We start from the raw sequence: 21,946 nt of genomic DNA, 5'->3' as shown, positions 1-21,946 counted from the left end.
ACGCGGATTACGCGACCTTCCGGGCTGTATTGATATTGGGTGCTGCGGCCCAGTGAGTCCTGCTCCCATAGCAAATTGCCGTGAGTGTCATAGCCGTAGCGCTGGGTGCGCTTTGCGCCATCGGTGAATCGTATCGCTTTGGTTGGGACAAGCTGGACCGCCTAATCGCGCAGCAAGACCTGGATGGCAGTGGTCGCATTTATGAATACGACGTGCTTGATGGGGTCACCAGTCTCACCCATGTGCCCTCCCCTCATGAACAAGCACCACTGTCCGATAATGCCCCAGCAACGCGACAGACATCCATCCGCCACGATTTCAAGCGTGATGCGGTTGGCCGCCTGCTGACCAAGCAAACCGAGGATGGTGTTACAGACTACAGCTACGACGCCGCCGATAACCTATTAGCCATCACCTTCACCAGTAACCTGGGAGAAAAGCAGCAGCTTGAATACACCTACGACCCCGCGGGCCAACTGCTGAGCGAAACCAACAACGCTGGCCTGCTGCAGTACCACTATGACGAACTGGGTAACCTAGAGACTCTAGTCCTGCCCGACCAGCGCGAACTCAACTACCTTTACTATGGCAGCGGGCACCTGCATCAGATCAACCTAAACGGACGAATCATCAGCGATTTCCAGCGTGATGCGGTGCACGATGAGGTACTGCGCACCCAAGGCAGCCTGATTACACGCACCCGTTATGACAAAAGTGGACGTTTGAGTGGTAAGGCCATTCACTACCGCGATGCTCCTGCCGAAGTTCTGCCGCTGCTGGACAAAGCCTACCACTACGATGCCAGTGACAACCTGACTGCCGAGGTGCTGTCCCAGACACAGCGCCGCGGTTTAACCACTGCTGCCAACGATGAGAGCGCTCATCTTGAACAGATCATCGGCCGGTTCCACGATCTACCTCACACGGGCAAGAGCTATTCAGGACGGAACCGTTACGGCTATGACCGTAACGAGCAATTGCAGACCGTCCAGCAGTCACGCCCCAATTGGCAGGCCACTCAAGTCGAGGATTTCAAATACGATAAGGCCGGCAATCTATTCGATGGACCCAAACTCAACGGCCTGATCAAGCATAACCGGGTACTGGTATATCAGGACAAGCGCTACCGTTATGACCGCTTTGGGCGGTTATGCGAGAAGCGTATCGGCAGTAGTTGGGTGCAATATTTCGAGTATGACGCGGAGCAGCGACTGGTCTGTGTGGAGCAGTACCGGAGTGGCGAACGAGAGCGGGTCATATTTGCTTACGATCCGCTGGGGAGGAGAGTTAGTAAGGAGGTCTATCAAAAAGACGAGCAAATACCACGTCATCGCGTAGTTTTCCAGTGGCAAGGGATACGTCTACTACAAGAGACCCGTAGTGGGCTAAGTAGCTTGTACGTGTACTCCAGCCTGGATGGATATGAACCACTTGCGCGCATCAACGGAGAGTCAGGCAGTGAGGAAATTGACCACTTTCATACCAGTCTGGCAGGACTTCCTGAGCAAGTAACGAATGCCGGTGGCGACACAATCTGGAGGGCAGACTACCAGGGATGGGGTAACACGCGCGATGTATGGAATAATCAGCGTCAGTTACAAGAGCAAAATATTCGGTATCAAGGACAGTACCTTGACCGAGAAACAGGATTACACTATAACACCTTTAGATTTTACGATCCTGATACAGGTCGCTTTACCCAACCTGACCCGATAGGATTATCAGGCGGCATAAATTTATTTTTATACTCGCCCAATCCATTAACGTGGATCGATCCTTGGGGATGGAATAAGAATAGCCACAGCGCAATAGGGGACTGGGTACTATATGACGTAATCGATCCGGTGGGTGGCCACGCAAAAACAGGGATTGGCAAGGCAGAAGACGTTATGGCCGACGACAGAAACAGAAGGGCCTACACTAGTGCAAGAAAAGTTCGGAAAGATCCGATCTTTAAAAATGCAGAAGAAAATATCGTAAGCACACACAGCAACATCACCAAGGGCGAAATGAAAGAAATTGAAGCTGAAAGAGTACGCACTCTTAGATCCCAAGGAGTAGCACTGCCACACAATAGAGAGCGAGACCATCGATATCAGCCCAAACCTTGCCTTTAAACCCACCAGTCTAGCATGGAGCAAATATGCGCAAACTCATCAGATGCATTGTGTCTAGCGAATCACCCAACATAAGCAATACTTTCGACTTAACCGAGACAAGAAACACTTTGAATGACTTTCTTACAGAGCAGTATAAATGGATCGACAATGAAAAACTCGACGGATGGACGATTCTAGTATCCGCGACCATTCGTCACACTGACGGCGTCGGAATTTTCAAGCGCACAAAACGTTTCCCCTCAGACAAAGAATTTGAAATTTCAATCGCTATTCCAGTGCCAAGCCTAGATGACGCACCGTACGGTCTAGACCCAGAAAGCTCCGGTTTCTATCGCCCGTTAGATATAGGTAAATTTCACGTCATCCGCCCTCACTACGAACTATACAGTAGCCTTCGCGAATACATCACAAAGAGCATTGAACTATCAATAAATACGGCATTCAAGCACGGCCTGACTTGTAATGGCCATATAATAAGACTCGAAAACTGAAGGAAAATATGAACATTGCCACTGATGCCAAATATAAACTTGATACCCTAATTGCCAAGAGCAGCACCACTTTTCACATTTATGAAACCAAAGATCCACCGCAGAACCTTGATGAAAAAGGGCCATACGCATGACCGCTGATACCGTTCACTGCCAAGCCCGCGGTTATCTGAACAGTACTCATAGTCCTCTAATAGCCATGGCCTGCTGCACCAGCTTGGTCCTACTGCATTGCTCAAAGGCATGCGTGGGCAGGCCCGCAGAGTTGCCAACAATAGCCAGCGTCAGCGCTGCCATTGAAGACAGCCACGGCGGAACCATCATCGAAGGCGAGCACGGCTGGCTGATCGACTGACCCACCAGCCCCAGATCAATCGCTGCCACTCAAGGCAATAAACCGACAGCAAAACCTGCGATTTCCTTGCCCTGAATCAGCAAAATTGTACATGGCCATCACCATGCCTTGCCCCCGCCGCCGTCAGCCAGTAAAACGTCTACAAAGCCCGCATCCAGCGGCCTGCATGATACTCAAGCGAGCCCTACATGAACCGAGATTCCTTCCTGTATCGCACCCTGCAAGTACTCAGCGCCCTGCAGCAACGCTACTTCCCGAAATGCCACCACCTGACCCGTGAGGAAGCTCGCCTGGTGGAGCAGTTCCGCGAGCTGTCCAGCACCGACAAGGTCGCCATTCGCTACCTGTGCTCCGCTTACTGGCACACCAACCGCAGCACCTTGAACTGAGGCGCCCGCTTAACCAGGGCGCCCCACGCGGCGTCAGTTCAGGCTGTCCAGCCCCATTTGCCAAAAGTCCGCTTCCAACCGCGAAGCCTGGCCAAAGACCCCCGCCAGCTCCACGAAGCGCTGCTCGGTCATGCTCCGCGCCGCCAGTTCATCCAGGTGTTTGCGCGCTGCCGCCGCCACGCCTTGGTACCCCTCGCCCGCGTATTCACCAATCCATTCCCGGTACGGGTGGCCGCTCAGGTCGCCAATTTGCTGGACCAATGCCCGGCCGATTTCCGCGTAGCCGATCACGCAGGGTGCCAGCGCCGCATGCAACTCGAGCAGGTCGCCCGCTGCGCCGCAGTCGAGCACATAACGGGTGTAGGCCACCGTCGCCTGGTGCTCCGGCGCCGCCTCGATGTCTGCCTGGGACAGGCCCCAGCGGGCGCACAAGCGCAGGTGCAGTTCGGTTTCGTCGAGAATCGCCGCCAACCCGGCCTGGGCGGCGCGGATGTCGGCCGGCAGGCGGCTCTTGTAGGCGGCCAGGGCCCAGGCGCGGGCGAACTGGATCAGAAACAGGTAGTCCTGAACCAGGTACGTGCGAAACGCAGCTTCAGGCAGCGTGCCCTCACCCATCTGGCGGACGAAGGCGTGGTCCACGTAGCTGGACCACTGCCCGGCGGTAGCGGCCTTGAGGCGGTCGAAGATATCCATGCTCAAGCCTCCTCGGCGTAAACGGCGTCGAAGAACGCCAGTTCCAGCGCCACAGTACGGGCGTAGAAATCACTGGCCAGTGCCGCTTCCTGGGGGCCGACGCGGTCGAGTTCGGCCTGCAGGAAGGCCACGAAATCGTTGAAGGCCGGGTTGTCGTGGAGGGTGATCCACTCCGCGTACACGAAATGCTCAGGGTAGGGTTTCGGCGCCTTCACCGCCCAGTCGAGGTACAGGCCCTCGGCCACGTTCAGCACCGCCAGCGCCGCGGCATAGGATCGGGTGGCCGCAGCCTCGCGCATGATTGCCTTGAAGCCTGCAGTAGGCGCGGTGTCGGCGGGCTCGCTGCGCTGCGCAGGGCTTACGTCGAGGGCTTCGAAGGCGCGCAGGAAATAAGTGTTCTCGTCACTGCTGATCATGCCGGCGAAACGGCCGAAACGCAGGCGTGCCTCGAAGGTGTCGGCGGTGGCGATGGCGGCGCCGAGCAGGGTCAGGAAGCTGTCGAGGAAACGGTGGTCTTGAACCAGGTAACGCACCATGACCGGGTCGGCGATGGTGCCCGCGCACAGCTCGTTCACGAAGCGGTGGCCGACGGCGGCGGACCAGGTCGGCAGGTTCTGCTGGCGCAGGGTTTGGCTGAAGCGTTCGGTCATGGTGCTGTCCTGTACAATGTGGCAGCGAGACCGTTGCAGCTGGGCATGGAGCGGCCTCGCAATGAGGCCGGCAAAAAGGCAGGTCGGCAGTCCCATCCCTTCGCCGGCATGATCCGGATCAGGTTCGAAGGGTCACCGCGCTGCAGTTGCCAGCGGTTTCTCAGCCCGTTGCCGGGCTCCCCTTGGTGGCAACAGGTATACAGGCCTGAACCGCCGTTGTCACCTGCTGCATCACCGTTCCTGGGCCATCGTTGACCCGCTTGCGGGGAAAAGTCCCCATTGCTTGACACCCCGTTCTTTAGCGCGCCTCAGGAATTCCAAGGATTTGTTTGACAAAGCATTACTGAAATAGTTGTTGGCACAGCTGTTGCTCCGGCCCCTTTGTCCAGAGGCCATTGATGGCTCATAGCTATTTAGCCGCGAGCGAGGCACCAGGCAATGAAAACACCTGCCATGATTCACTCCAAACGACCTGCATTCCAACTCTCGGCGGTAACCGCGCTGATGCTCAGCTTCGGGCTGCTGACGGCCGGCGCCTCATCCCTCGATGACGTCAGCCCGCCATCGCCGACGGACCCTTCGCATTTCGATGACCAACCGGCGGACCCTGGCCCAGCCCTGTTGAACCTGTTCAACCTGCCCGAAGCCAACGAAGGGTCGCTGGAACTCAAGGACGGCGTGTACGGCGACCGTTCGACCAACCGGGTCGACAACGTGCTGCCGCCGTCGCTGCAGACTTCGCGCAACTACCCCACCAATGGCAAGCCAAGCCCGCTGTTCGGTGCGCAACCCTTCACCCAACAGTTGCTGCTGTTCGAAGAGTTCGGCCCGGAAAAACTCGACCCAACGCTGCCGCCACCCGCCCTGGCCTTCCCGCCGCCCACCCTGGGCGCGGCCCCCGCGCAGGACCCGGACGTGGTTGCCCGCAGCAGCCCCAACGGCAACGCGCTGGAGGCCTTCCTCAAGCAACCGGGGCTGTACCCGTTCCCCACGCCCTACGCCAACACCCTGGACCGCAACCCGTGGAAGGCGCAGATCGAGCTGTTCCTGAACCGCAACTCGGTGGGCTCGCCTGCCGAAGGCCGGCCACCAGGAAAAGGCTGGGCGCACCAACGCTGGAACGAGTTCTACCCCCAGGCCGCCTTCAAGACCGCGCAGGCCGGCGCCCGCATCAACCAGGGCTTGCGCGACCGCAAGCAGTTGCACAACTACGCCGTGGGTGAGTTCGGCCCGGGCGGCCTGTATTACCAAACCTCGGACATTCCCACCACACTGGGCACCACCAAGGGCATCGACACCCGCTTCCACCCGAACATGCCGCTGCAGAACCACAAGTCGCTGTGGACCTTCGACGGCACCTTCCCGGTGAAGCTGCTGATGGTGCGCTACGGCCAGCCAGTACTGATGCGCCACTACAACGCGCTGCCGATCGACCCGGCAGCCAACGCAGGCTTCGGCTTGCACACCATTTCCACCCACGAGCACAACGGCCATTCCCCGGCCGAAAGCGATGGTTTCGCCAACGCCTACTTCTTCCCTGGCCAGTATTACGACTACCGCTGGCCGGTCCAGTTGGCTGGCTACGACACCATCAACACCCGTGCCGAAGACCCTCGCGCCGCCTTCCCCTGCTCGCCCGGTGAAACCCTGTTCGTCAACGACGCCAACCCAGGGCTGAAAACCTGCGACAACGGCAGCATCAAGATTCGTGGTGACTGGCACGAAACCATGAGCACCCACTGGTTCCACGACCACATGATGGATTTCACGGCGCAGAACGTCTACAAAGGCAACGCCGTGATGATGAACTACTACAGCGCCATCGACCGCGGCAACGAAGCCCTGCAGGACGGCGTGAACCTGCGCTTGCCCAGCGGCTCGGGGATGGCCTGGGGCAACCGCGACTACGACGTCAACCTGGTGGTGGCCGACAAGGCCTGGGATCAGAATGGGCAGCTGTGGTTCAACCCGTTCAACACCGATGGCTTCCTCGGTGACCAGTTGCTGGTCAACTGGCAGTACCAGCCCAAGCTCAAGGTTCGCGCACGCAGCTACCGTTTCCGAATCCTCAATGGCTCGGTGTCGCGTTACTTCAAGATTGCCGTGGTCCGGGAAATCGCCGGCAACGGTGGTGAATTCAAGGGGCCGTCCGGCTCGAACGTTTCCTACGCGCGGGTGCCGTTCCACATGATCGCCAACGACGGCAACATCATGGAACACGCCGTGCCGTTCGATGGCACCCTGGACCTCAACGGCGACGGCGACCTGCAGGACAACAACGGTATTCTGCCGCTGCAGGGCATCGCCGAGCGCTACGACATCATCATCAACTTCGCCAAGAACGGCATCAAGGTCGGTGACAAGCTGTACTTCGTCAACGTCATGGAGCACGACACCGGCAAAGGCCCGAAACAGGTCATTTCCCTGGCCGATGTGCTGTCGGAAAAGTACAAGGCCGTGATCAAGCAGACCAGCAAGGGGCCTGAGTGGGACAAGGGCGACCCGGTGGTCGGCAAGTTCATGCAACTGATCGTTCAGCCCTACAGCGGCCAGGACGTGAGCATGGACCCGAGCGCCTACGAGCCTGCCAAGCCTGGCAAGGCCGAAGGCCTGAAGATGATCCCGCTGACCATCGACCGCACCGCCGCCGCCGACAAGGACAAAGTCAACAAGGCCCGCCACCGTGAGTTCGTCTTCGGCCGCTCCGATGGCACCGACAGCACCCCCTGGACCATCAAGACCGACGGTGGTTTCGGCTACAGCATGGACCCACGCCGCATCAGCGCGGCGCCGCAGCTGGCCAGCGAAGCGACCCAAGGCGGCTTTAGCGGCGACGGCACCCTGGAAGTGTGGAAAATCCGCAACGGCGGCAACGGCTGGAGCCACCCGGTGCATGTGCACTTCGAGGAAGGCGTGATTCTCAGCCGGGACGGCAAGGCACCGCCGGAATGGGAAAAATGGGCGCGCAAGGACGTCTACCGCATTGGCCCGGACGCCGACTCTTCCCAGGAAGTGGAAATGGCCATCCGTTTCCGTGAGTTTGCCGGCACCTACATGGAACACTGCCACAACACCCAGCATGAAGACTCCTCGATGCTGCTGCGCTGGGACATCGAGCACCCCGGGCAGTTCCAGGTGATGCCAACCCCGCTGCCGGGCTGGGATGGCGTGGAGTACATGGCGTCGGTAGGCCTGCCGACCTTCCGTACCGCCAGCAGCAACAGCGGGCAAGACCCGGCCAACAAACCGCCTGTGGCCAACAACGACAGCGCCGCCACCACTGCCGGCAAGCCGATCACGCTCAACGTGCTGGCCAACGACACCGACCCCGAGGGCAACCTGCCGTTGACCGTCAAGGGCCTGAGCCAACCCGACTCCGGCCAAGGCTCGGTCAGCACCGACGGCACCAGCGTCACCTACACGCCACCGGCCACTGTCGATACGCCGTTCACCGCCAGCTTCAACTACACCGCGCGCGATGCCAAGGGCGCCGAATCGCTGAACCCGGCCACGGTGAACATCGCGGTCAGCCAGGCCGTGGCCATGGACGACATCCAGGTCAGCAGCGCCACCGTGCAGGTGCGCAGCGGCAACCGCAACACCTGGGACCTGTCCGGTACCACCTCGGTGGCCAACGGCAACAGCATCACGGTCACCGCCGCCACCACCAGCGGGCCGCTGAACCTGGGCACGGCCACCTTGAGTGCGGCCACCAGTGGGGCGCGCTGGCGGCTGTCGGTGACCACCACCGGCAGTGGCCCGGCTTCACCGGCAACGGTAACCGTGCGCTCGGCCCTGGGGCAAAGCGTGACGGTGCCGATCAGCGTGAAGTAAACGTGGGGATGTATCGGGTATCCCTGTAGGAGCGGGCTTGCCCCGCGAAGGAGGCGACGCGGTGCCTGGCACCGGCTTCGCCGGTGTTCGCGGGGCAAGCCCGCTCCTACAACGATTGGCGTATGCAGTAACTTCTGTTCGAGGGTAAACAACATGGCTGGGTCATGGCGTGTTCTGCTCGCAATCTTGCTGTTCGCCGTCGGCCTGCATTACTGGCCGCTCACCCAGGCACCGGCCCGGGAAGCCAGCACGCCCTGGGGCGCCGACTACTTCCCCAACACCCCGCTGGTCAACCAGGATGGCCAGCAGGTGCACTTCTTCGACGACCTGATCAAGGACAAGGTAGTCGCCATCAACTTCATCTTCACCGGCTGCTCCGATTCCTGCCCGGTGGAAACCGCGCGCCTGCGCCAGGTGCAGAAAATTCTTGGTGACCGGGTCGGCAAGGACATCTTCCTCTATTCCATCAGCATCGACCCGTACAACGACACCCCCGCCACCCTCAAGCGCTATGCCGAGAAGTTCGGCATCGGCCCAGGCTGGACCTTGCTCACCGGTGAGCCAGACGACATCGAGCAGTTGCGCCGGCGCCTGGGGCTGTACATCGAGGGCCTGGAAAACGGCCGCTCCAAGGACCACAACCTGAGCCTGATCATCGGCAACCAGGCCACCGGCCGCTGGATGAAAGCCTCGCCTTTCGAAAGCCCCTACATATTGGCCGACCGCCTGGGCAATAGCCTGCACAACTGGAAGCAGGCCAGCGCCATGGCCAACGACTACGCCCAAGCGCCGGACATTCGCCCGCCCAGCAGCGGCGAACAAATTTTCCGTACCCGCTGCTCGTCCTGCCATTCGGTGGGTAGCAACGAACGTGGCATCGGCCCTGACCTGCTGGGCGTCACCCGCCAGCGTGATGCCCGCTGGCTGACGCGCTGGCTCAAGGAGCCAGACCAAATGCTGGCCGAAAACGACCCGCTGGCCCACCTGCTCTATGAGCAGTACAACCGCCTGGCCATGCCCAACATGCGCCTGGGCGACGAGGAAGTCGCGGCGTTGTTGAGCTATCTGGATGAAGAAACAACGCGCATCCAGGCGCCCCTGGCGGACCGGGGAAAACCTTAGAGGCAAATCGCCACCAGTCATTAGGCTGTCATCTTTCTGTCGTATTTTCAACGCCATCACCCACGGTCGGGAATACCAGCAGTGATCCGCCGTTCTCTCTCTTCCGCAGGCCTTTTGCGCCTGTTGATCTTGATGCTGTGTGCCGCCACCCTGACCTTCCTGTGGGGCCTGCACCTGACCCAGAAGGCCGCGTCGCGCCAGGATGCGCTCACGGCCAAGGCCGCCGAGCACCTGAACCTGGCCAGCATTGTCGCCGAAAGCCTGCGCCAATTGGTGGACCGCGCCCAGGCCGTAGGCCGGGTTACCCAGGACGACATGAAGGCCCTGCGCCAGGGCAGCCTGAGCCTGGCGCGCCTGTTGGCCGAAGACCCGGTCTTCAAGCGCATGAGCCTGTATGACCGGCACGGCCGGTTGCTGTCGTCCAGCCATGGCGATGAGGCCGCCCAGTTGCCTGCCGATTGGCTGCAGCAATTGAAAGTGCACGTCGCCCATTACGGCTTCAAGCCCTTCCTGCCGCGCGTGCCCGCCGACACGGCCCCGGGCGCCATGCCTAATTGGCGCCTGCCGTTCCTGTTGCCATTGACCGACCTGCCCGGGCGCGAGATCGACAACATCCTGGTGGTGCAGTTGGACGTGGGCTACCTGGCGGTGCTGTTCCAGCACATCGACCTGGGCGACAGCGGCATGGTGCGCCTGCTGCAGGACGACGGCCAGGAGCGCCTGCGCATCAACGCCAGCGGCGTGGTGGTCGCCGGTGACAGCATCGAGCCAGACCTCACCGAGGCCGACAGCAATGCCGGCCAGCTGACCCAGTACGCCGCCGGCGATCCCTACCAGAGCCTGTACCGGCGCGTGGCCGAACGGGGTTTCAGCGTGGTGGTCAGCCAGCGCTACGATGAAATCCTCGCCTCCTCCGTGCTCGCCTATTCGCGCCAGTTCTGGCTCAACCTGAGCATGACCCTGATGATCCTCGCCAGCCTCGCCTGGACCCTGCGCCTGTTGCGCAAGCGCCAGGAAGCCTTCGATGCGCTGGAGCACGCGCAGCAGGTCAATCAGCAACTGATCGGCCGCCTTGAAGACGAGCACCGGCGCAGCAGCCACGCCGCCGCCACCGACCACCTCAGCGGCCTGCACAACCGCCGCCAGTTCGTCGAAGTCGCCGAGCAGGCGCTCACCCGCCAGCGCGGCAAGCGGCGGCTGATGGCCATTCTGTTCATCGACATGGACCGCTTCAAGTCGATCAACGATTCGCTCGGGCACAAGATCGGCGACCTGCTGCTGCAGGCCGTGGCCGGCCGCATCCAGCGCCTGCTCGAACCCGGCGATGAAGCCTCGCGCTTTGGTGGTGACGAGTTCGTCGTATTGCTGGCGGGGGAACGCAGTGAAGAACAGATCAACAGCTGGGTGCGCGGCCTGGTGCAGAAACTCTCCGCCACCTATGCCCTCGATGGCCAGGAGGTCAACACCAGCCCCAGTGTCGGCGTCAGTATCTGCCCGCGCGACGGCCAGGACATCGACAGCCTGATCCGCAGCGCCGACGCCGCCATGTATTCGGCCAAGCAAGCCGGCCGCGCCCAGTACCGCTTTTTCGACCCGTCGCTGAACCTGGCCGATATCCAGTCGTTCACCCTTGAGCAGGCGTTCGGCACGGCCCTGGCCGAACGCCAGTTCGTGCTGCACTACCAACCGCAAATTCGCCTCGACACCCAGCGCGTGCTTGGCTACGAAGCGTTGGTGCGCTGGGACCACCCGGAGTTCGGCCTGCTCTACCCTGACCGCTTCATTGGCCTGGCCGAGCGCAGCGGTTTCATCATCGAACTGGGCTGGGAAGTGCTGCGCCTGGCCTGCGAAGAGCTGGCCCGTTGGGACACCCAGGGCCGCGATGCACGCCTGGCGGTGAATGTGTCGGCGCTGCAGTTGCGCCAGGCCGATTTCAGTACTCGCCTGCTGGCCAAGCTGCAGTTGTACGGCATTGTCCCGCAGCGCCTGGAACTGGAAATCACCGAAACCACCATCCTGGACCCCGAAGGCACCGCGGTCGACCACCTGCATCGGCTGCGCGCAGCTGGCATCGGCATCAGCCTGGACGACTTCGGCCGTGGCTATGCAGGCTTTGCCCACCTGCAATCGCTGCCGCTGAGCAAGCTGAAGATCGACCGCTCGCTGATCGCGCCGTTGTCCAACAGCTATGACGACAGCCCGATCGTTTCCTCAACCATCATCCTGGCCAAGCGCCTGGGGTTGGAGGTGGTGGCCGAGGGCGTCGAAACCCGCGAGCAGGTGGTGTGCCTGAAGCTTGCCGGTTGCGACATTGCCCAGGGCTATCACTTCAGCCGGCCCCTGTCGCCGGCGCAGTTGCTGGAGTACCCGCCCTTCAATGGCATCGAGGAAAAACCATGCGCACTCTGAAGACCTTGGCGGGCCTGCTGCTGGTCAGTCTGCTGGCCAACGCTGCGATGGCCGACTGCACTGTGCGCAGCCTGCGCCTGGCGGTCATCCCGATCAAGGGCACCGAGGAGATGGTGCGTGAACACCAACCGCTGCTGCAGCGCCTGAGCCTGGCCGCTGGGGTGCCAGTGGAGCTGGTGATTGCCGCGTCCTATGAAAGTGTGGTGGATGCCATCGTTTCCGGAGGCGCCGACATCGCCCGCCTGGGGCCGGCGTCCTATGTGCTGGCCCAGCGCCGCGACCCACGCATCGAGCCCTTCGCCACCTTTACCCTCAGCGCCGGGCCTTTTACACCTGCGGGCAGCCATTACCAGGCGCTGCTACTGACCCGGGGCGATGGCCCCGACGATATCGAAGCCTTGCGCGGCAAGCGGGTAGCCTTGAGCGACCCGGCCAGCACGTCGGGCAGCCTGGTGCCCAGTGCCGAGTTCCCGGCCCAAGTGGGCGCGCCATTGGCCCACTTTTTTGGTTCGCTGGTGTATGCCGGCACCCATGACAAGGCGCTGGAAGCGTTGCTCGATGGGCGCGTGGAGGCGGCATTCGTTGCCAGCGAGCGGGCTGATGCCTACCTGCTCAAGCATCACCTGGCACCCAGCGCGCTCAAGGTACAGTGGCGCTCGCAACCCATTTACTACGACCCCTATGTGTTCAGTGCCAGCCTGTGCCCAGCGGTGAAACAGCGTATTCGTGCGGCGATGCTGGAAGACCCCAAGGCACTGGCGGCGTTTGTCGCCTCCCAGGATGCCAGCGGCCTGGTGCCAGTGACCCAGGCCGAATATGCGCCGTTGCGGCGCATGATGGACGCCTCGGTACCTCGCTAGCCCAGCCCCATCCCGGTAGGAGCGAGCGCAGCTCGCGATGGGGCTGCAGCGCAGCCCCGACGATATTCGCTGCGCAACTGAAAACCTTGGGGCCGCTACGCGCCCCATCGCGAGCTGCGCTCGCTCCTACCAAGGGCACTGAGGCCGGGAGGCGTTCGCGATAGGGCCAGGACAGGCCAGGCACTAACGGGTATGGTATCGCTATCAGCACCTGGCACCACCACCATGACCGACATCGAGCGCTACGTCCGCGCCGCTACCCGTGACAACACCCGGCGCAGCTACCAGGCCGCCATCGAGCATTTCGAAAGCCACTGGGGCGGGTTCCTGCCGGCCACCGCCGACAGCATCGCCCGCTACCTGGCCGACCACGCCGAGCAGCACGCCGTCAGTACCCTGCGCCAACGCCTGGCGGCACTGAGCCAGTGGCATGTCAGCCAAGGCTTCCCCGACCCCACCAAGGCGCCGTTGGTGCGCCAGGTGCTGCGCGGTATCCGCACCCTGCACCCAACCCCACCGAAACAAGCAGCACCACTGTTGCTGCAACACCTGCAAGCGGCCATCGAGCATTTCGACCACGAGGCGCACCAGGCCCGCGAACAGCATGATCTGCCCGCCCTGCGCCGTGCCCGGCGCGATGCCGCGCTGTTGCTGCTGGGGTTCTGGCGGGGCTTTCGCGGCGACGAACTGGCGCGCCTGCGCGTGGAGCATATCCAGGCCGAGGCCGGCGTTGGCATCAGCCTGTTCCTGCCGCGCAGCAAAGGAGACCGGGAAGCCATCGGCGTGCAGCACCGCACCCCGGCGCTGAAGGCCCTGTGCCCGGTCACGGCCTACCTGCAATGGATAGAAGTCGCCGGCATCGCCCACGGCCCGGTGTTTCGCAAACTCGACCGCTGGGGCAACCTCAGCGACACGCCGCTCAACAGCAACAGCCTGGTTGGCCTGTTGCGGCGCATGCTTGAACGCGCAGGCGTGCCAGCGGCGCTGTACACCGGCCACTCCCTGCGCCGCGGCTTCGCCACCTGGGCCACGGCCAACGGCTGGGAATTGAAATCGCTGATGAGCTATGTGGGCTGGAAGGACGCCAAGTCGGCGCTGCGCTACATCGATGCGGCGCAGCGCTTCGGCGAGCTGGCCGTGTTACCGGCCAGCCCAGGGCAACACCTCATTCCGTGAAGGTGTGCCGGGCGATGCCGCCCACTTCCGGGCGGATGCTGTACAGGTCGCCGGCATCCGGGAAGTGCCGCAGTTCGGTCGGGCTCATGCCGACGCGCGCCGTGGTGATGTACAGCGTGTCGAGGTTCGCGCCGCCAAAACAGCAACTGGTGGGGCGCGGTACGGGCATCACCACCTGGTCGGTCAGGTGCCCGTCACGGTCATAGCGCAGCAGGCAGCTGCCATTGAACTGGCACACCCACAGCCCACCCTCGCGGTCCAGGGCAATGCCGTCCGGGCGGCCCAGTTCTGCCGGCGTTGCGGCGAACAGGGTGGCCTCCTCCAGGCGCCCTTCTTCCAGGTACTCGGCGCGGTAGATGGCGCGCTCGACCGAGTCGACGAAAAACACCGTCTTGCCATCGGCTGACCAGGTCAGGCCATTGGGCAGTGCCAGGCCATCGTGAATCACCTCGTCATGCAGTTCGGCATCGAAGCGGAACAGCCCGCCGGTCTTGCCGCTCGGCCCCTCGTCCATCAGGCCGGTGACGAAACGGCCCTGGGGGTCGCAGGCACCGTCGTTGAAACGGAAGCTGGAGCGGTGATGCACCGGCATCGAATACTGGCGCACCTTGCCCGGCCCCACATCGAGGATGGCCACACTGGCGTCCTCGGTGAAAATCAGGTTGCCGTGGTCAGTCAGTGCCAGCGCACCGATGCGCGCTGCCGATTCGTACACCCGCTCCACCTCGCCATCGGGCAGCAGCCGGTGAATGCGGCCACCGGTGATATCGACGAAATACAGGGCGCCGCTGCGGGCCTCCCACACCGGGCTCTCGCCCAGGTCGGTGCGGGTGTTGGCGACCTTTACCGGCACGTAGCTGCACTCCTTGATACGGCTCCAGCGCTCGGCCACTTCGGCCAGGCTGGAGGCTTCGACCCGGGCCAGGTCGCGCGGGTAGCTGACGCCGCTGTTCTCGCTGAAGCGCGTGGCGGTGAACTGGCCATTGCTGGCGCGCAGGATGTAGCCGGTGTCACGGCACAGTGCGCTGGCCAGGTACAGCACGCCCGGGGTGACCCACTCGGGCTTGAGTTCTTCCGGTGGCTGGGTCACACCCCACATGCGGGTCTTGGCCACCGGCGAGATGGCGTTGACCAGGATGCCGTGTTCCAGGCCTTCCATGCTCAGGGCGTTCATGATGCCGACCTGGGCCATCTTGCCTGCCGAATAGGCCACCAGGCCGGGCTGGGCATAGCGCTGGTACATGGCGCGGTCCGAGGTGGTCAGCACGATGCGTGCGGCAGCCGATTGCTTGAGGTACTTCCAGGCGTGCTTGGCCAGCCACACCGGGGCATGCACGCTGATACCCAGGGCGCGGTCGAGAAACGCCTGTTCCTGGCTTTCGATGCCCTGGTAATCGACCCAACCGGCGTTGTGAATGAGGATGTCCAGCGCACCGAACTGCTCGACGGCCAGCTCCACCAGTTGGCGGCAGCCGTCTTCGTTTTCCAGTTGGCCGGTATGGGCGACCACGCTGTATCCCAGTGCCTGCATGGTTTGCAGGGCGGTTCTTGCGGCGCTCGGGTCTTGCCCTTCGCCGGCACGGTCAGTGCCAAGGTCGCTGATCACCACGTGTGCGCCGCGTTCGGCCAAGGCCATCGCGTAATCCAGGCCGAGGCCTTGGGCGGCTCCGGTGACGATCGCGACTTTGCCCTTGAATGGGTCTGTAGTTGGCATTGTAGGGCCCTTCCGATTCTCCTTTTTTACGATAACAATAAAAAAATCAATGACTTAATATTAAAAGCATGCAACTTTGATATCTCTGGGATATCACGGGCCCAGCGCCTTGTGCGATGCGCCGCGATCATCACCGGCCTGCTCGAAGGGAACCTTTGCACAGAGGCTTTGTCGCCGCGAAGCCACGCACTATGATGGCCGCCTTGCAGGGTCGACCGCCGGAGACCGCTTTCTGGCCCCCCGTTCGACTCGATGAAGGAAAGTAGAATGATCGAGACACGTTTGCTCAGGCAGTTCATCGCCGTGGCCGAGGAGCTGCATTTCCACAAGGCAGCCATTCGCCTGCACATGGCCCAGCCACCGCTGAGCCAGGCGATCAGCCGCCTTGAGGAAAAACTGGGCTTCAGCTTGTTCCTGCGCAACAAGCGCGGGGTCAAGCTCACCGCGGCCGGCATGGCGTTCCTGGAAACCGCCTACCGCACGCTCAAGGAGCTGGAACAAGGCATCGAGTACGCTCGCAATGTGTCAGAAGGTATCTGCGGCAAACTGACCATCACCGCCATCTCCATCGCCTACTACGAATCGCTGCTCAACACCCTGAAGAAATTCCGCGAAATCTACCCGAACGTGCGGCTAACCATTCGTGAAATGCCGTCGGCCTCCCAAGCCAAGGCGCTGATGGCCGGCGAAGCGGACATCGGTTTCATGCGCAAGCTGCCGATGCCGCCCGATGTCATCGAATCGCGCCTGTTGCTCAACGAACAGATCGTCATGGCCCTGCCAAGCAACCACCCCAGGGCGCAGCAGCAGGTGGTCGACCTGCGTGATTTTGCCGAGGAGGATTTCGTCTTCACCCCGCAAGCGCTGGGCAGTGGCTACCACAGCCAGCTGATCGCGCTGTGCGAGTCGGCCGGGTTCTACCCCAAGGTGGTCCAGGAAGCAGCGCAGATCCACACCCTGATCGGCCTGGTGGCCTGTGGTTTCGGCGTGGCCCTGGTGCCGGAGTCGATCGCCTATTCCACTTTGCGCGACCGTGTGCGATTTCGCCCGATCCGGCCCATCAAGGACCAGCCCACCCCAACCATGGGGCTGTACATGAACTGGAACCTGCAGAACGCATCGCCGGCCCTGGGCAGCTTCATTTCCATGCTTGACCTCGGCGCGCCGCGGCGCTTTGCCGATACCATCCAGAACCCGGTGATCCTGGATGGTAACGAAGCCCATGAGCTACAGCGCTAGCCGGTATTCCCCAAGCCAGGCCTCCAGTGCCAGGGCGGTTTCCAGGTTGTTGCGCCGCAACTGCGAATTGAAGTAACCCTCGGGCTGTTGCAGTTCCGCGGCCAGGCGGGTGCGGTCGATCACCTGGAACACCGGGCTTGCGCCATCGGCCAGCAGCCGTCGGGCACGCTCGCGCAGGAACTGCTCGTAGGCAAGGTTGGCCGAGGTCGGGTACGGGCTCTTGCGCCGCTGCAGCACCGCCGGGGGCAGGATGTCGGCACAGGCCTGCTTGAGCAGCCACTTCTCCTCACCGTTCTTGCCCTTGAGCGCCCAGGGCACGTTGTACACGTACTCCACCAGCGCATGGTCAGTAAACGGCACCCGCACTTCCAGGCTGGCGGCCATGCTCAGGCGGTCCTTGCGGTCGAGCAGAATCGGCAACCAGCGCTGCAGGTGCATGTGGCTCACCTCGCGCATGCGCCGCTCCTGCGGGCTGTCGCCAGGCAGATGCTCGACGCTGTCCAGGGCCTGGTGGTAGCAGTTGTCCTGGTGCTGGGCGAAATCGTACAGGCGATTGAACTCAGGGTTGATCAGCTCGGGCTGCAGCAGCTGCATGCGCGACAACCATGGGAAGCGCTGCGCGGCGATGGCCTGCGGGTCACGGAACCAGGCGTAGCCGCCGAACACCTCGTCCGCCGCTTCGCCGGAAATGGCCACCGTGGAATGCGCGCGGATGGCCTTGAACAGCAGGTACAGCGAGGTGTCGACATCGCCGAAGGTGGCGGCCGAGTCATTGGCCCGGTACACCGCCAGGCGCGCAGGGTCGGCCACCAGCTCGCGGTTGTCGATCAGGATGGTCTGGTGGCGGCTGCCAATGTAGTCGGCGGCCGCCAGCGCATAGGGCTGGTCGCGCTCAGGGCGAAACGCATCGGCCTGGAACTGCTCGGCCTGGCCAACGAAGTCCACCGAGAAGGAATTGACCGTGCCGCCCTGCTCCGCGTGCAGCCGCTGTTGGGCCATGGCGGTGAGGATGGTCGAATCCAGCCCGCCGGACAGCAAGGCGCACACCGGCACATCGGCGTACAGCTGCTCGCCCAGCGCGTTGCCCAGCAGCTCGCGGGTACGCGCCACGGTCGTGGCCTCGTCGTCCAGGTGCTCGCGCCGTTGCAGTTGCCAGTAACGGCTGACTTTCGGCAGGCCGCTGGGGCGCCACGACAACCGGTGCCCAGGCGGCAGTTCGCTGATGCCGCGCAAGGCGGTGCGCGTGGTGCCCCGCGACAGGCTCAGGGCATCCACCAGGCCGACCACGTCCAGCGCCCGGGTGAATTCCGGGTGGGCCAGAATCGCCTTGATCTCCGAACCGAACAGCAAGCCCTGCTGATGGCGCGCGTAGTACAGCGGCTTGACCCCCAGTCGGTCGCGCACCATCAGGAAATGGCCGTCGCGCCCATCGAACACGGCAAAGGCGAACATGCCACTCAAGTGCTCGGTGCACTGCTCGCCCCATTCCAGGTAGGCGTGCAGCACCACTTCGGTGTCGCTGCGGGTTTGAAACGCATGCCCGGCCTGGCGCAGGCGCTCGCGTAGGGCATCGTGGTTGTAGACTTCGCCGGTGTACACCAGCGTCACCTCCTCGCCGCCGGGGCAACGGAACGTCATCGGCTGCACGCCGCCGGCCAGGTCGATGATCGCCAGGCGGCGATGGCCCAGCAGCGCATGGCGGTGCTGCCAGGCGCCGGCGGCATCCGGCCCACGCAGGGCCAGGGTGTCGGTCATGGCCGCCAGGGCCGCGCCCGCTTGGCCAAGGTCACGGGTGTAGTCCACCCAGCCTGTAATTCCACACATGGTTGGCTCCTTATACGTGCAAGCGACGGGTCGGCAGCAGGCCGGTCACACCCTGCAGGCGGCGGGCGATGTCCAGCAGCTGGTGCTCGCTGTCGCGGCGGCCCATCACCTGCACGGCCAGTGGCGCCTTGCCGTCGCTGCTCAAGCAGATCGGCACGGTGATTGCCGGCAAGCCGCTGAAACTGGCCAACGGGGTGAAGCTGATTTTCTGCGAATAGCCTTCATCGGCAGGTGACGGGATGGTCGAGTCACCCGGCTGCGGGTTGCGGCGGTCGAACGGCCGGTTGGGGTCCATGGGGAACACCACGAAGTCCACCCCGGCGTCATCGAACCAGGCGTCGATGCCGGCGCGCACGCTGTCCATGCGCTGCTGAATGCGCTGGTACTCGGCGTCACTGACGCCCTCGCCCACGCCCAGGGCGCTCAATGTCGACCAGTGCAGCTCGCAGTCGAACCGGCGCATCCAGGCGGCCGAGGCCAGCCAGGCGTCGCGTGCGCACAGCTGCCAGGCATCGCCACGGCACGCCCACAGCTCAGGCATGCGCACCTCGCTCGGGGCCATGCCCAGTTCAGCCAGTGCTCCACGCGCCTGGCCGAGCATGTCGAGCATCGCCGGGCTGGTCAGCCCAGGGTCCAGGGCGTGTTCAAGGATCGCCACCTGGTAGCGCTCCTTCAACGGTTGTTGCTGGCCCAGCAACGCATCCAGGCCTAGCATCGGGAACAACAGCTGCAGGTCATCGGCGCTGCGGGTTACCCAGCCCAGGGCATCCATGCGCGGCGACAGCGGGAACACCCCACCCAGGCTCTGGGCTTTCTGGGTCATGCGCAGGCCGACCATGCCGCAATGCGACGCCGGCCAGCGCACCGAACCCAGCACATCGGTGCCCAGCGAGATATCACACAGCCCAGCGGCAACCGACACCGCCGAGCCCGTGCTGGAACCGGACGGGTCGATGGTGGGGAAATGCGGGTTACGGCAGCCAGCGCCGAAAGCGATGTTCAGTTCGGTGGTGGCAACCTTGGCGGTCAGCGCGATGCGCGGGTCAAGGAAAGTCAGCGCATCGGCGCTGCGCTGCGGGTAATGGCGGTAGGCACGCAGGCCCAGGCGGGTCGGCAGGCCGGCAACGTCGACGGTGTCCTTCACCCCCAGGCGGTACCAGGGTGCTTCGGCCGGGCGGGTGCTGGTCAGGCAGCGGTAATGGCTGTCGGCGTGCACCTGCCAGTGGGCGTACTGGGCGGCCCAATCCGCCGCCAGTGCGGGGTTACGCTCCAGCAGCTCGTGGCGCTTGCGCAGCGCCAAACCAAGGTATTCCGGCTGTTCGCGGCCAATGCTGGGGTCGGCGCCGCACTGGCCGAGGTAGTAGGTGATGGTGCTTTGGGTATCAGCGTGGCTCATGGGTGTATTCCTTGACAGCAGGGGTGGCCGCCCACGGTTGGGGCTTGCCGGTGGCAGATAGCGGCAGGTTGGCAAGGCCGCGAACCGCCACCGGCCGTGGGTGCCCGGGGGGCAGTTCGGTGAAGGCTTCAAGTACCGCGCGCTCGGTGAGCGCCGCATCGCTGTACAGCACCTCGAAGGCTTCGCCGCGCAAGGCATCGGGCACCGCGACGCAGGCCAGGGCCGGGCAGCCCAGGCGCGCGCTGAGCTCGCCGGCCAGGCGCGCCAGGTCCAAGCGCAGGCCATTGACCTTGATCAGGCTGCTGGCCCGGCCCAGCCACTGGAAGCGGCGCTCGTCCAGCGCCAGCACCTGGTCATCGCAATGATGGCTCGGTGCTGGCCGCGCCTGGCCCTGGGCGCGGGCAATACGCGGGCTGCTGACGGCCAATGCAGCGGGCTGGCCTGGCAAACACAGCAATGCCACATCGTCGAGCAGCGTCCAGGGCTGTTCGGCATCGCTGCGCACATCGAGCTCGCGGTAGGCCATGGCGCCCGTCTCGGTGGAGCCCAGCAGCTCAACGAAACGCACCTGCGGCCCGGCATGCTGGCGCACGGTGGCCAAGGCCCCTGGCGGCAGCATTGAGGCGCTGTGCAGCACCAGCACCTGGCGCCGGGGTGCCAAGCGGCCGAGCAAGGCCGGCAGTAGGCACCAGGTACTGGCGATGGCCAGGATCACGCACGGCCCCTGGCCATCGAGCAGCGGCAGGCGCTGCTGCTCCAGCGAGCATGCTTGCAGCCGGGCATTCATTACCCGTGCGCCGACCTCGCCAAGGATCATCCCGTAACTGTGACTGGCCGGGGCGAACGCCAGAATCTCCTGCACCTCGGGCGCCCAGCGGCGCAGGATCAGCGCCGCTTCGCGCTCCATTTGCGCCACGCTGCGCCACCACTGGCGTGGCGCCCCGGTGGAGCCTGAGGTGGTAAAGCAGTGCTCGGCGCTCACTCGGCGGCCTGCAGGGTCAGCTGGTCTTCGAGCTTCTGGGTGACGAAGCGCTCCATCTTGGCCAGGGTTTCGAACCAGAAGCGCACATCGTCGCTCAAGTAGTCCACCTCAAAGCCAAAACTGCCTTCGATCACGGTGATCACCTCCACGGCCATCAGGCTGTCGAAACGCTCACCGAGAAAGTCCCGGAAGCTGGCGTCTTTGTCGATCAGGGTCACTTCCTCGCCCAGCAGTTGGCCGAGGGCCTGACGAATACGGTGTTCAATGTTGAGGTCGCTCACGAGCCGGTCATTCCTTGTGGGTTGGCAGCGTTGATCAAGTCCGCACCGGCACTGAAGTACACGTGCTCGGGCAGAATCGGGTCGAATTGCAGGTAGATGAAGGCCTGCGGGAATTGCGTGCGCAGGCACTGGGTAAGCCCGCTGGCCAGGCTTTCATGGGCCAGCCGGTCGCGGCTGGCCGACACGTTGATGCGCACATGAAACTGCGCGGGCAGGCCTTCGCGGTCGGTGACCGGCAGTGGCATGCCGGCACTGAATACGCAGCCCTGGGCCAGCGGCGTGAAGAACACCATGCAGTGCGCGGTGTCGGCGCCCAGCGCCTTGAGCTGGCGGGTAAAGGCCAAGGCCAGGCGCTTGCGGTCCAGGGGTTGCAGCGGTGCGCAGGAAACGGTGAGGGTTGGCATGGGGCCT

Annotated in this window: 19 protein-coding genes and 1 riboswitch; of the genes, 10 read left to right on the top strand and 9 right to left on the bottom strand. The window is 63.2% G+C overall.

All coding sequences use genetic code 11. The features are described from left to right. The coding region (locus F3J45_RS30505) for an RHS repeat domain-containing protein (RefSeq protein ID WP_167061295.1) at positions 1-134 on the bottom strand (134 nt) is incomplete at its 3' end. Here F3J45_RS30505 and F3J45_RS10420 point away from each other — a divergent pair. The 4 genes from F3J45_RS10420 to F3J45_RS10410 all read left to right on the top strand — a co-directional run bounded on the left by F3J45_RS10420 (position 81) and on the right by F3J45_RS10410 (position 3,355). Continuing rightward, on the top strand, positions 81-2,117 hold the full coding sequence (locus F3J45_RS10420) for an RHS repeat-associated core domain-containing protein (RefSeq protein ID WP_167061277.1): 2,037 nt from the start codon (positions 81-83) through the stop codon (positions 2,115-2,117). The genes F3J45_RS30505 and F3J45_RS10420 overlap by 54 nt on opposite strands. Before the next feature lie 26 nt (positions 2,118-2,143). Then, positions 2,144-2,611: an Imm9 family immunity protein gene (gene imm9, locus F3J45_RS10415; protein WP_167061274.1), complete on the top strand. Its 468-nt coding sequence runs from the start codon at positions 2,144-2,146 to the stop codon at positions 2,609-2,611. An 8-nt stretch (positions 2,612-2,619) separates the two neighbouring features. Beyond that, positions 2,620-2,745 carry a hypothetical protein gene (locus F3J45_RS30310; RefSeq protein ID WP_255432009.1) on the top strand — a complete coding sequence of 42 codons (126 nt, stop codon included), beginning with the start codon at positions 2,620-2,622 and terminating at the stop codon, positions 2,743-2,745. 409 nt (positions 2,746-3,154) lie between these two features. Then, a complete protein-coding gene (locus F3J45_RS10410; protein WP_167061271.1) occupies positions 3,155-3,355 on the top strand; it encodes a hypothetical protein in 201 nt (66 codons plus the stop codon). Positions 3,356-3,388: 33 nt separating this feature from the next. Here F3J45_RS10410 and tenA read toward each other — a convergent pair whose 3' ends face one another. Next, entirely contained in the window at positions 3,389-4,048 is a 660-nt protein-coding gene (gene tenA / locus F3J45_RS10405; RefSeq protein WP_205300469.1) for a thiaminase II, read from the bottom strand. A gap of 2 nt (positions 4,049-4,050) precedes the next feature. Continuing rightward, entirely contained in the window at positions 4,051-4,698 is a 648-nt protein-coding gene (locus F3J45_RS10400; protein WP_167061265.1) for a TenA family protein, read from the bottom strand. 78 nt (positions 4,699-4,776) lie between these two features. Beyond that, a riboswitch (TPP riboswitch) is annotated at positions 4,777-4,891 on the bottom strand. 245 nt (positions 4,892-5,136) lie between these two features. Between F3J45_RS10400 and F3J45_RS10395 the strand changes: the two genes are divergently transcribed. The 5 genes from F3J45_RS10395 (at position 5,137) to F3J45_RS10375 (ending at position 14,099) form a co-directional block, all read left to right on the top strand. Next, positions 5,137-8,532: an Ig-like domain-containing protein gene (locus F3J45_RS10395; protein WP_167061262.1), complete on the top strand. Its 3,396-nt coding sequence runs from the start codon at positions 5,137-5,139 to the stop codon at positions 8,530-8,532. Between the two features lie 153 nt (positions 8,533-8,685). After that, positions 8,686-9,654 carry an SCO family protein gene (locus F3J45_RS10390; protein ID WP_167061259.1) on the top strand — a complete coding sequence of 323 codons (969 nt, stop codon included), beginning with the start codon at positions 8,686-8,688 and terminating at the stop codon, positions 9,652-9,654. An 81-nt stretch (positions 9,655-9,735) separates the two neighbouring features. Beyond that, on the top strand, positions 9,736-12,063 hold the full coding sequence (locus F3J45_RS30500) for an EAL domain-containing protein (RefSeq protein ID WP_167061254.1): 2,328 nt from the start codon (positions 9,736-9,738) through the stop codon (positions 12,061-12,063). Beyond that, the gene (locus F3J45_RS10380; protein ID WP_167061251.1) at positions 12,051-12,923 is read left to right on the top strand and encodes a phosphate/phosphite/phosphonate ABC transporter substrate-binding protein; all 873 of its coding nucleotides are present in this window, start codon (positions 12,051-12,053) and stop codon (positions 12,921-12,923) included. The genes F3J45_RS30500 and F3J45_RS10380 overlap by 13 nt, the downstream gene beginning before the upstream one ends. 192 nt (positions 12,924-13,115) lie before the next feature. Further along, positions 13,116-14,099 (top strand): site-specific integrase, encoded by a 984-nt coding sequence (locus tag F3J45_RS10375; protein WP_205300468.1) that lies wholly within the window; start codon positions 13,116-13,118, stop codon positions 14,097-14,099. On the opposite strand, the gene F3J45_RS30070 is transcribed toward F3J45_RS10375, so the two are convergent. Beyond that, complete coding sequence (locus F3J45_RS30070; RefSeq protein WP_167061248.1) at positions 14,089-15,813, bottom strand: SDR family NAD(P)-dependent oxidoreductase; 1,725 nt, start codon at positions 15,811-15,813, stop codon at positions 14,089-14,091. The two genes, F3J45_RS10375 and F3J45_RS30070, sit on opposite strands and share 11 nt — an antisense overlap. 267 nt (positions 15,814-16,080) lie before the next feature. On the opposite strand from F3J45_RS30070, the gene F3J45_RS10365 reads away from it, so the two are divergent. Continuing rightward, positions 16,081-17,052, top strand: coding sequence for a LysR family transcriptional regulator (locus F3J45_RS10365; RefSeq protein WP_167061245.1), 972 nt, complete (start codon positions 16,081-16,083; stop codon positions 17,050-17,052). Here the strand turns inward: F3J45_RS10365 and asnB are convergent. The 5 genes from asnB to F3J45_RS10340 are packed head-to-tail and all read right to left on the bottom strand — an operon-like array spanning position 17,041 to position 21,939. Further along, complete coding sequence (gene asnB, locus F3J45_RS10360) at positions 17,041-18,876, bottom strand: asparagine synthase (glutamine-hydrolyzing) (RefSeq protein WP_167061242.1); 1,836 nt, start codon at positions 18,874-18,876, stop codon at positions 17,041-17,043. The genes F3J45_RS10365 and asnB overlap by 12 nt on opposite strands. Before the next feature lie 10 nt (positions 18,877-18,886). Continuing rightward, positions 18,887-20,272, bottom strand: a complete 1,386-nt coding sequence (locus F3J45_RS10355) for an amidase (protein ID WP_167061239.1) — start codon at positions 20,270-20,272, stop codon at positions 18,887-18,889. Next, positions 20,259-21,254 carry an acyl--CoA ligase gene (locus F3J45_RS10350; protein ID WP_167061236.1) on the bottom strand — a complete coding sequence of 332 codons (996 nt, stop codon included), beginning with the start codon at positions 21,252-21,254 and terminating at the stop codon, positions 20,259-20,261. The genes F3J45_RS10355 and F3J45_RS10350 overlap by 14 nt, the downstream gene beginning before the upstream one ends. Continuing rightward, on the bottom strand, positions 21,251-21,535 hold the full coding sequence (locus tag F3J45_RS10345) for an acyl carrier protein (RefSeq protein ID WP_167061231.1): 285 nt from the start codon (positions 21,533-21,535) through the stop codon (positions 21,251-21,253). Before F3J45_RS10345 ends, F3J45_RS10350 begins: the two co-directional genes overlap by 4 nt. Further along, a complete protein-coding gene (locus F3J45_RS10340) occupies positions 21,532-21,939 on the bottom strand; it encodes a hypothetical protein (RefSeq protein ID WP_167061228.1) in 408 nt (135 codons plus the stop codon). The genes F3J45_RS10345 and F3J45_RS10340 overlap by 4 nt, the downstream gene beginning before the upstream one ends. Between the last annotated feature and the right edge of the window lie 7 nt (positions 21,940-21,946).

It is taken from the genome of Pantoea sp. Ap-967 (genome assembly GCF_011752565.1).
Taxonomy (GTDB): Bacteria; Pseudomonadota; Gammaproteobacteria; order Pseudomonadales; family Pseudomonadaceae; genus Aquipseudomonas.
The sequence above is the reverse complement of the archived record's forward strand: the minus strand, read 5'-3'. Positions and strand labels throughout refer to the sequence as shown.

Bases quoted from the DNA above. Each gene is read 5' to 3' on its own strand.
- F3J45_RS10395 (WP_167061262.1), top strand. From the start codon at position 5,137: ATGAAAACACCTGCCATGATTCACTCCAAACGACCTGCATTCCAACTC.
- F3J45_RS10390 (WP_167061259.1), top strand. From the start codon at position 8,686: ATGGCTGGGTCATGGCGTGTTCTGCTCGCAATCTTGCTGTTCGCCGTC.
- asnB (WP_167061242.1), bottom strand. From the start codon at position 18,876: ATGTGTGGAATTACAGGCTGGGTGGACTACACCCGTGACCTTGGCCAA.
- imm9 (WP_167061274.1), top strand. From the start codon at position 2,144: ATGCGCAAACTCATCAGATGCATTGTGTCTAGCGAATCACCCAACATA.
- F3J45_RS30070 (WP_167061248.1), bottom strand. From the start codon at position 15,813: ATGCCAACTACAGACCCATTCAAGGGCAAAGTCGCGATCGTCACCGGA.
- F3J45_RS10340 (WP_167061228.1), bottom strand. From the start codon at position 21,939: ATGCCAACCCTCACCGTTTCCTGCGCACCGCTGCAACCCCTGGACCGC.
- F3J45_RS10375 (WP_205300468.1), top strand. From the start codon at position 13,116: ATGGTATCGCTATCAGCACCTGGCACCACCACCATGACCGACATCGAG.
- F3J45_RS10380 (WP_167061251.1), top strand. From the start codon at position 12,051: ATGCGCACTCTGAAGACCTTGGCGGGCCTGCTGCTGGTCAGTCTGCTG.
- F3J45_RS10400 (WP_167061265.1), bottom strand. From the start codon at position 4,698: ATGACCGAACGCTTCAGCCAAACCCTGCGCCAGCAGAACCTGCCGACC.
- F3J45_RS10355 (WP_167061239.1), bottom strand. From the start codon at position 20,272: ATGAGCCACGCTGATACCCAAAGCACCATCACCTACTACCTCGGCCAG.
- F3J45_RS30310 (WP_255432009.1), top strand. From the start codon at position 2,620: ATGAACATTGCCACTGATGCCAAATATAAACTTGATACCCTAATTGCC.
- F3J45_RS10365 (WP_167061245.1), top strand. From the start codon at position 16,081: ATGATCGAGACACGTTTGCTCAGGCAGTTCATCGCCGTGGCCGAGGAG.
- F3J45_RS10410 (WP_167061271.1), top strand. From the start codon at position 3,155: ATGAACCGAGATTCCTTCCTGTATCGCACCCTGCAAGTACTCAGCGCC.
- tenA (WP_205300469.1), bottom strand. From the start codon at position 4,048: ATGGATATCTTCGACCGCCTCAAGGCCGCTACCGCCGGGCAGTGGTCC.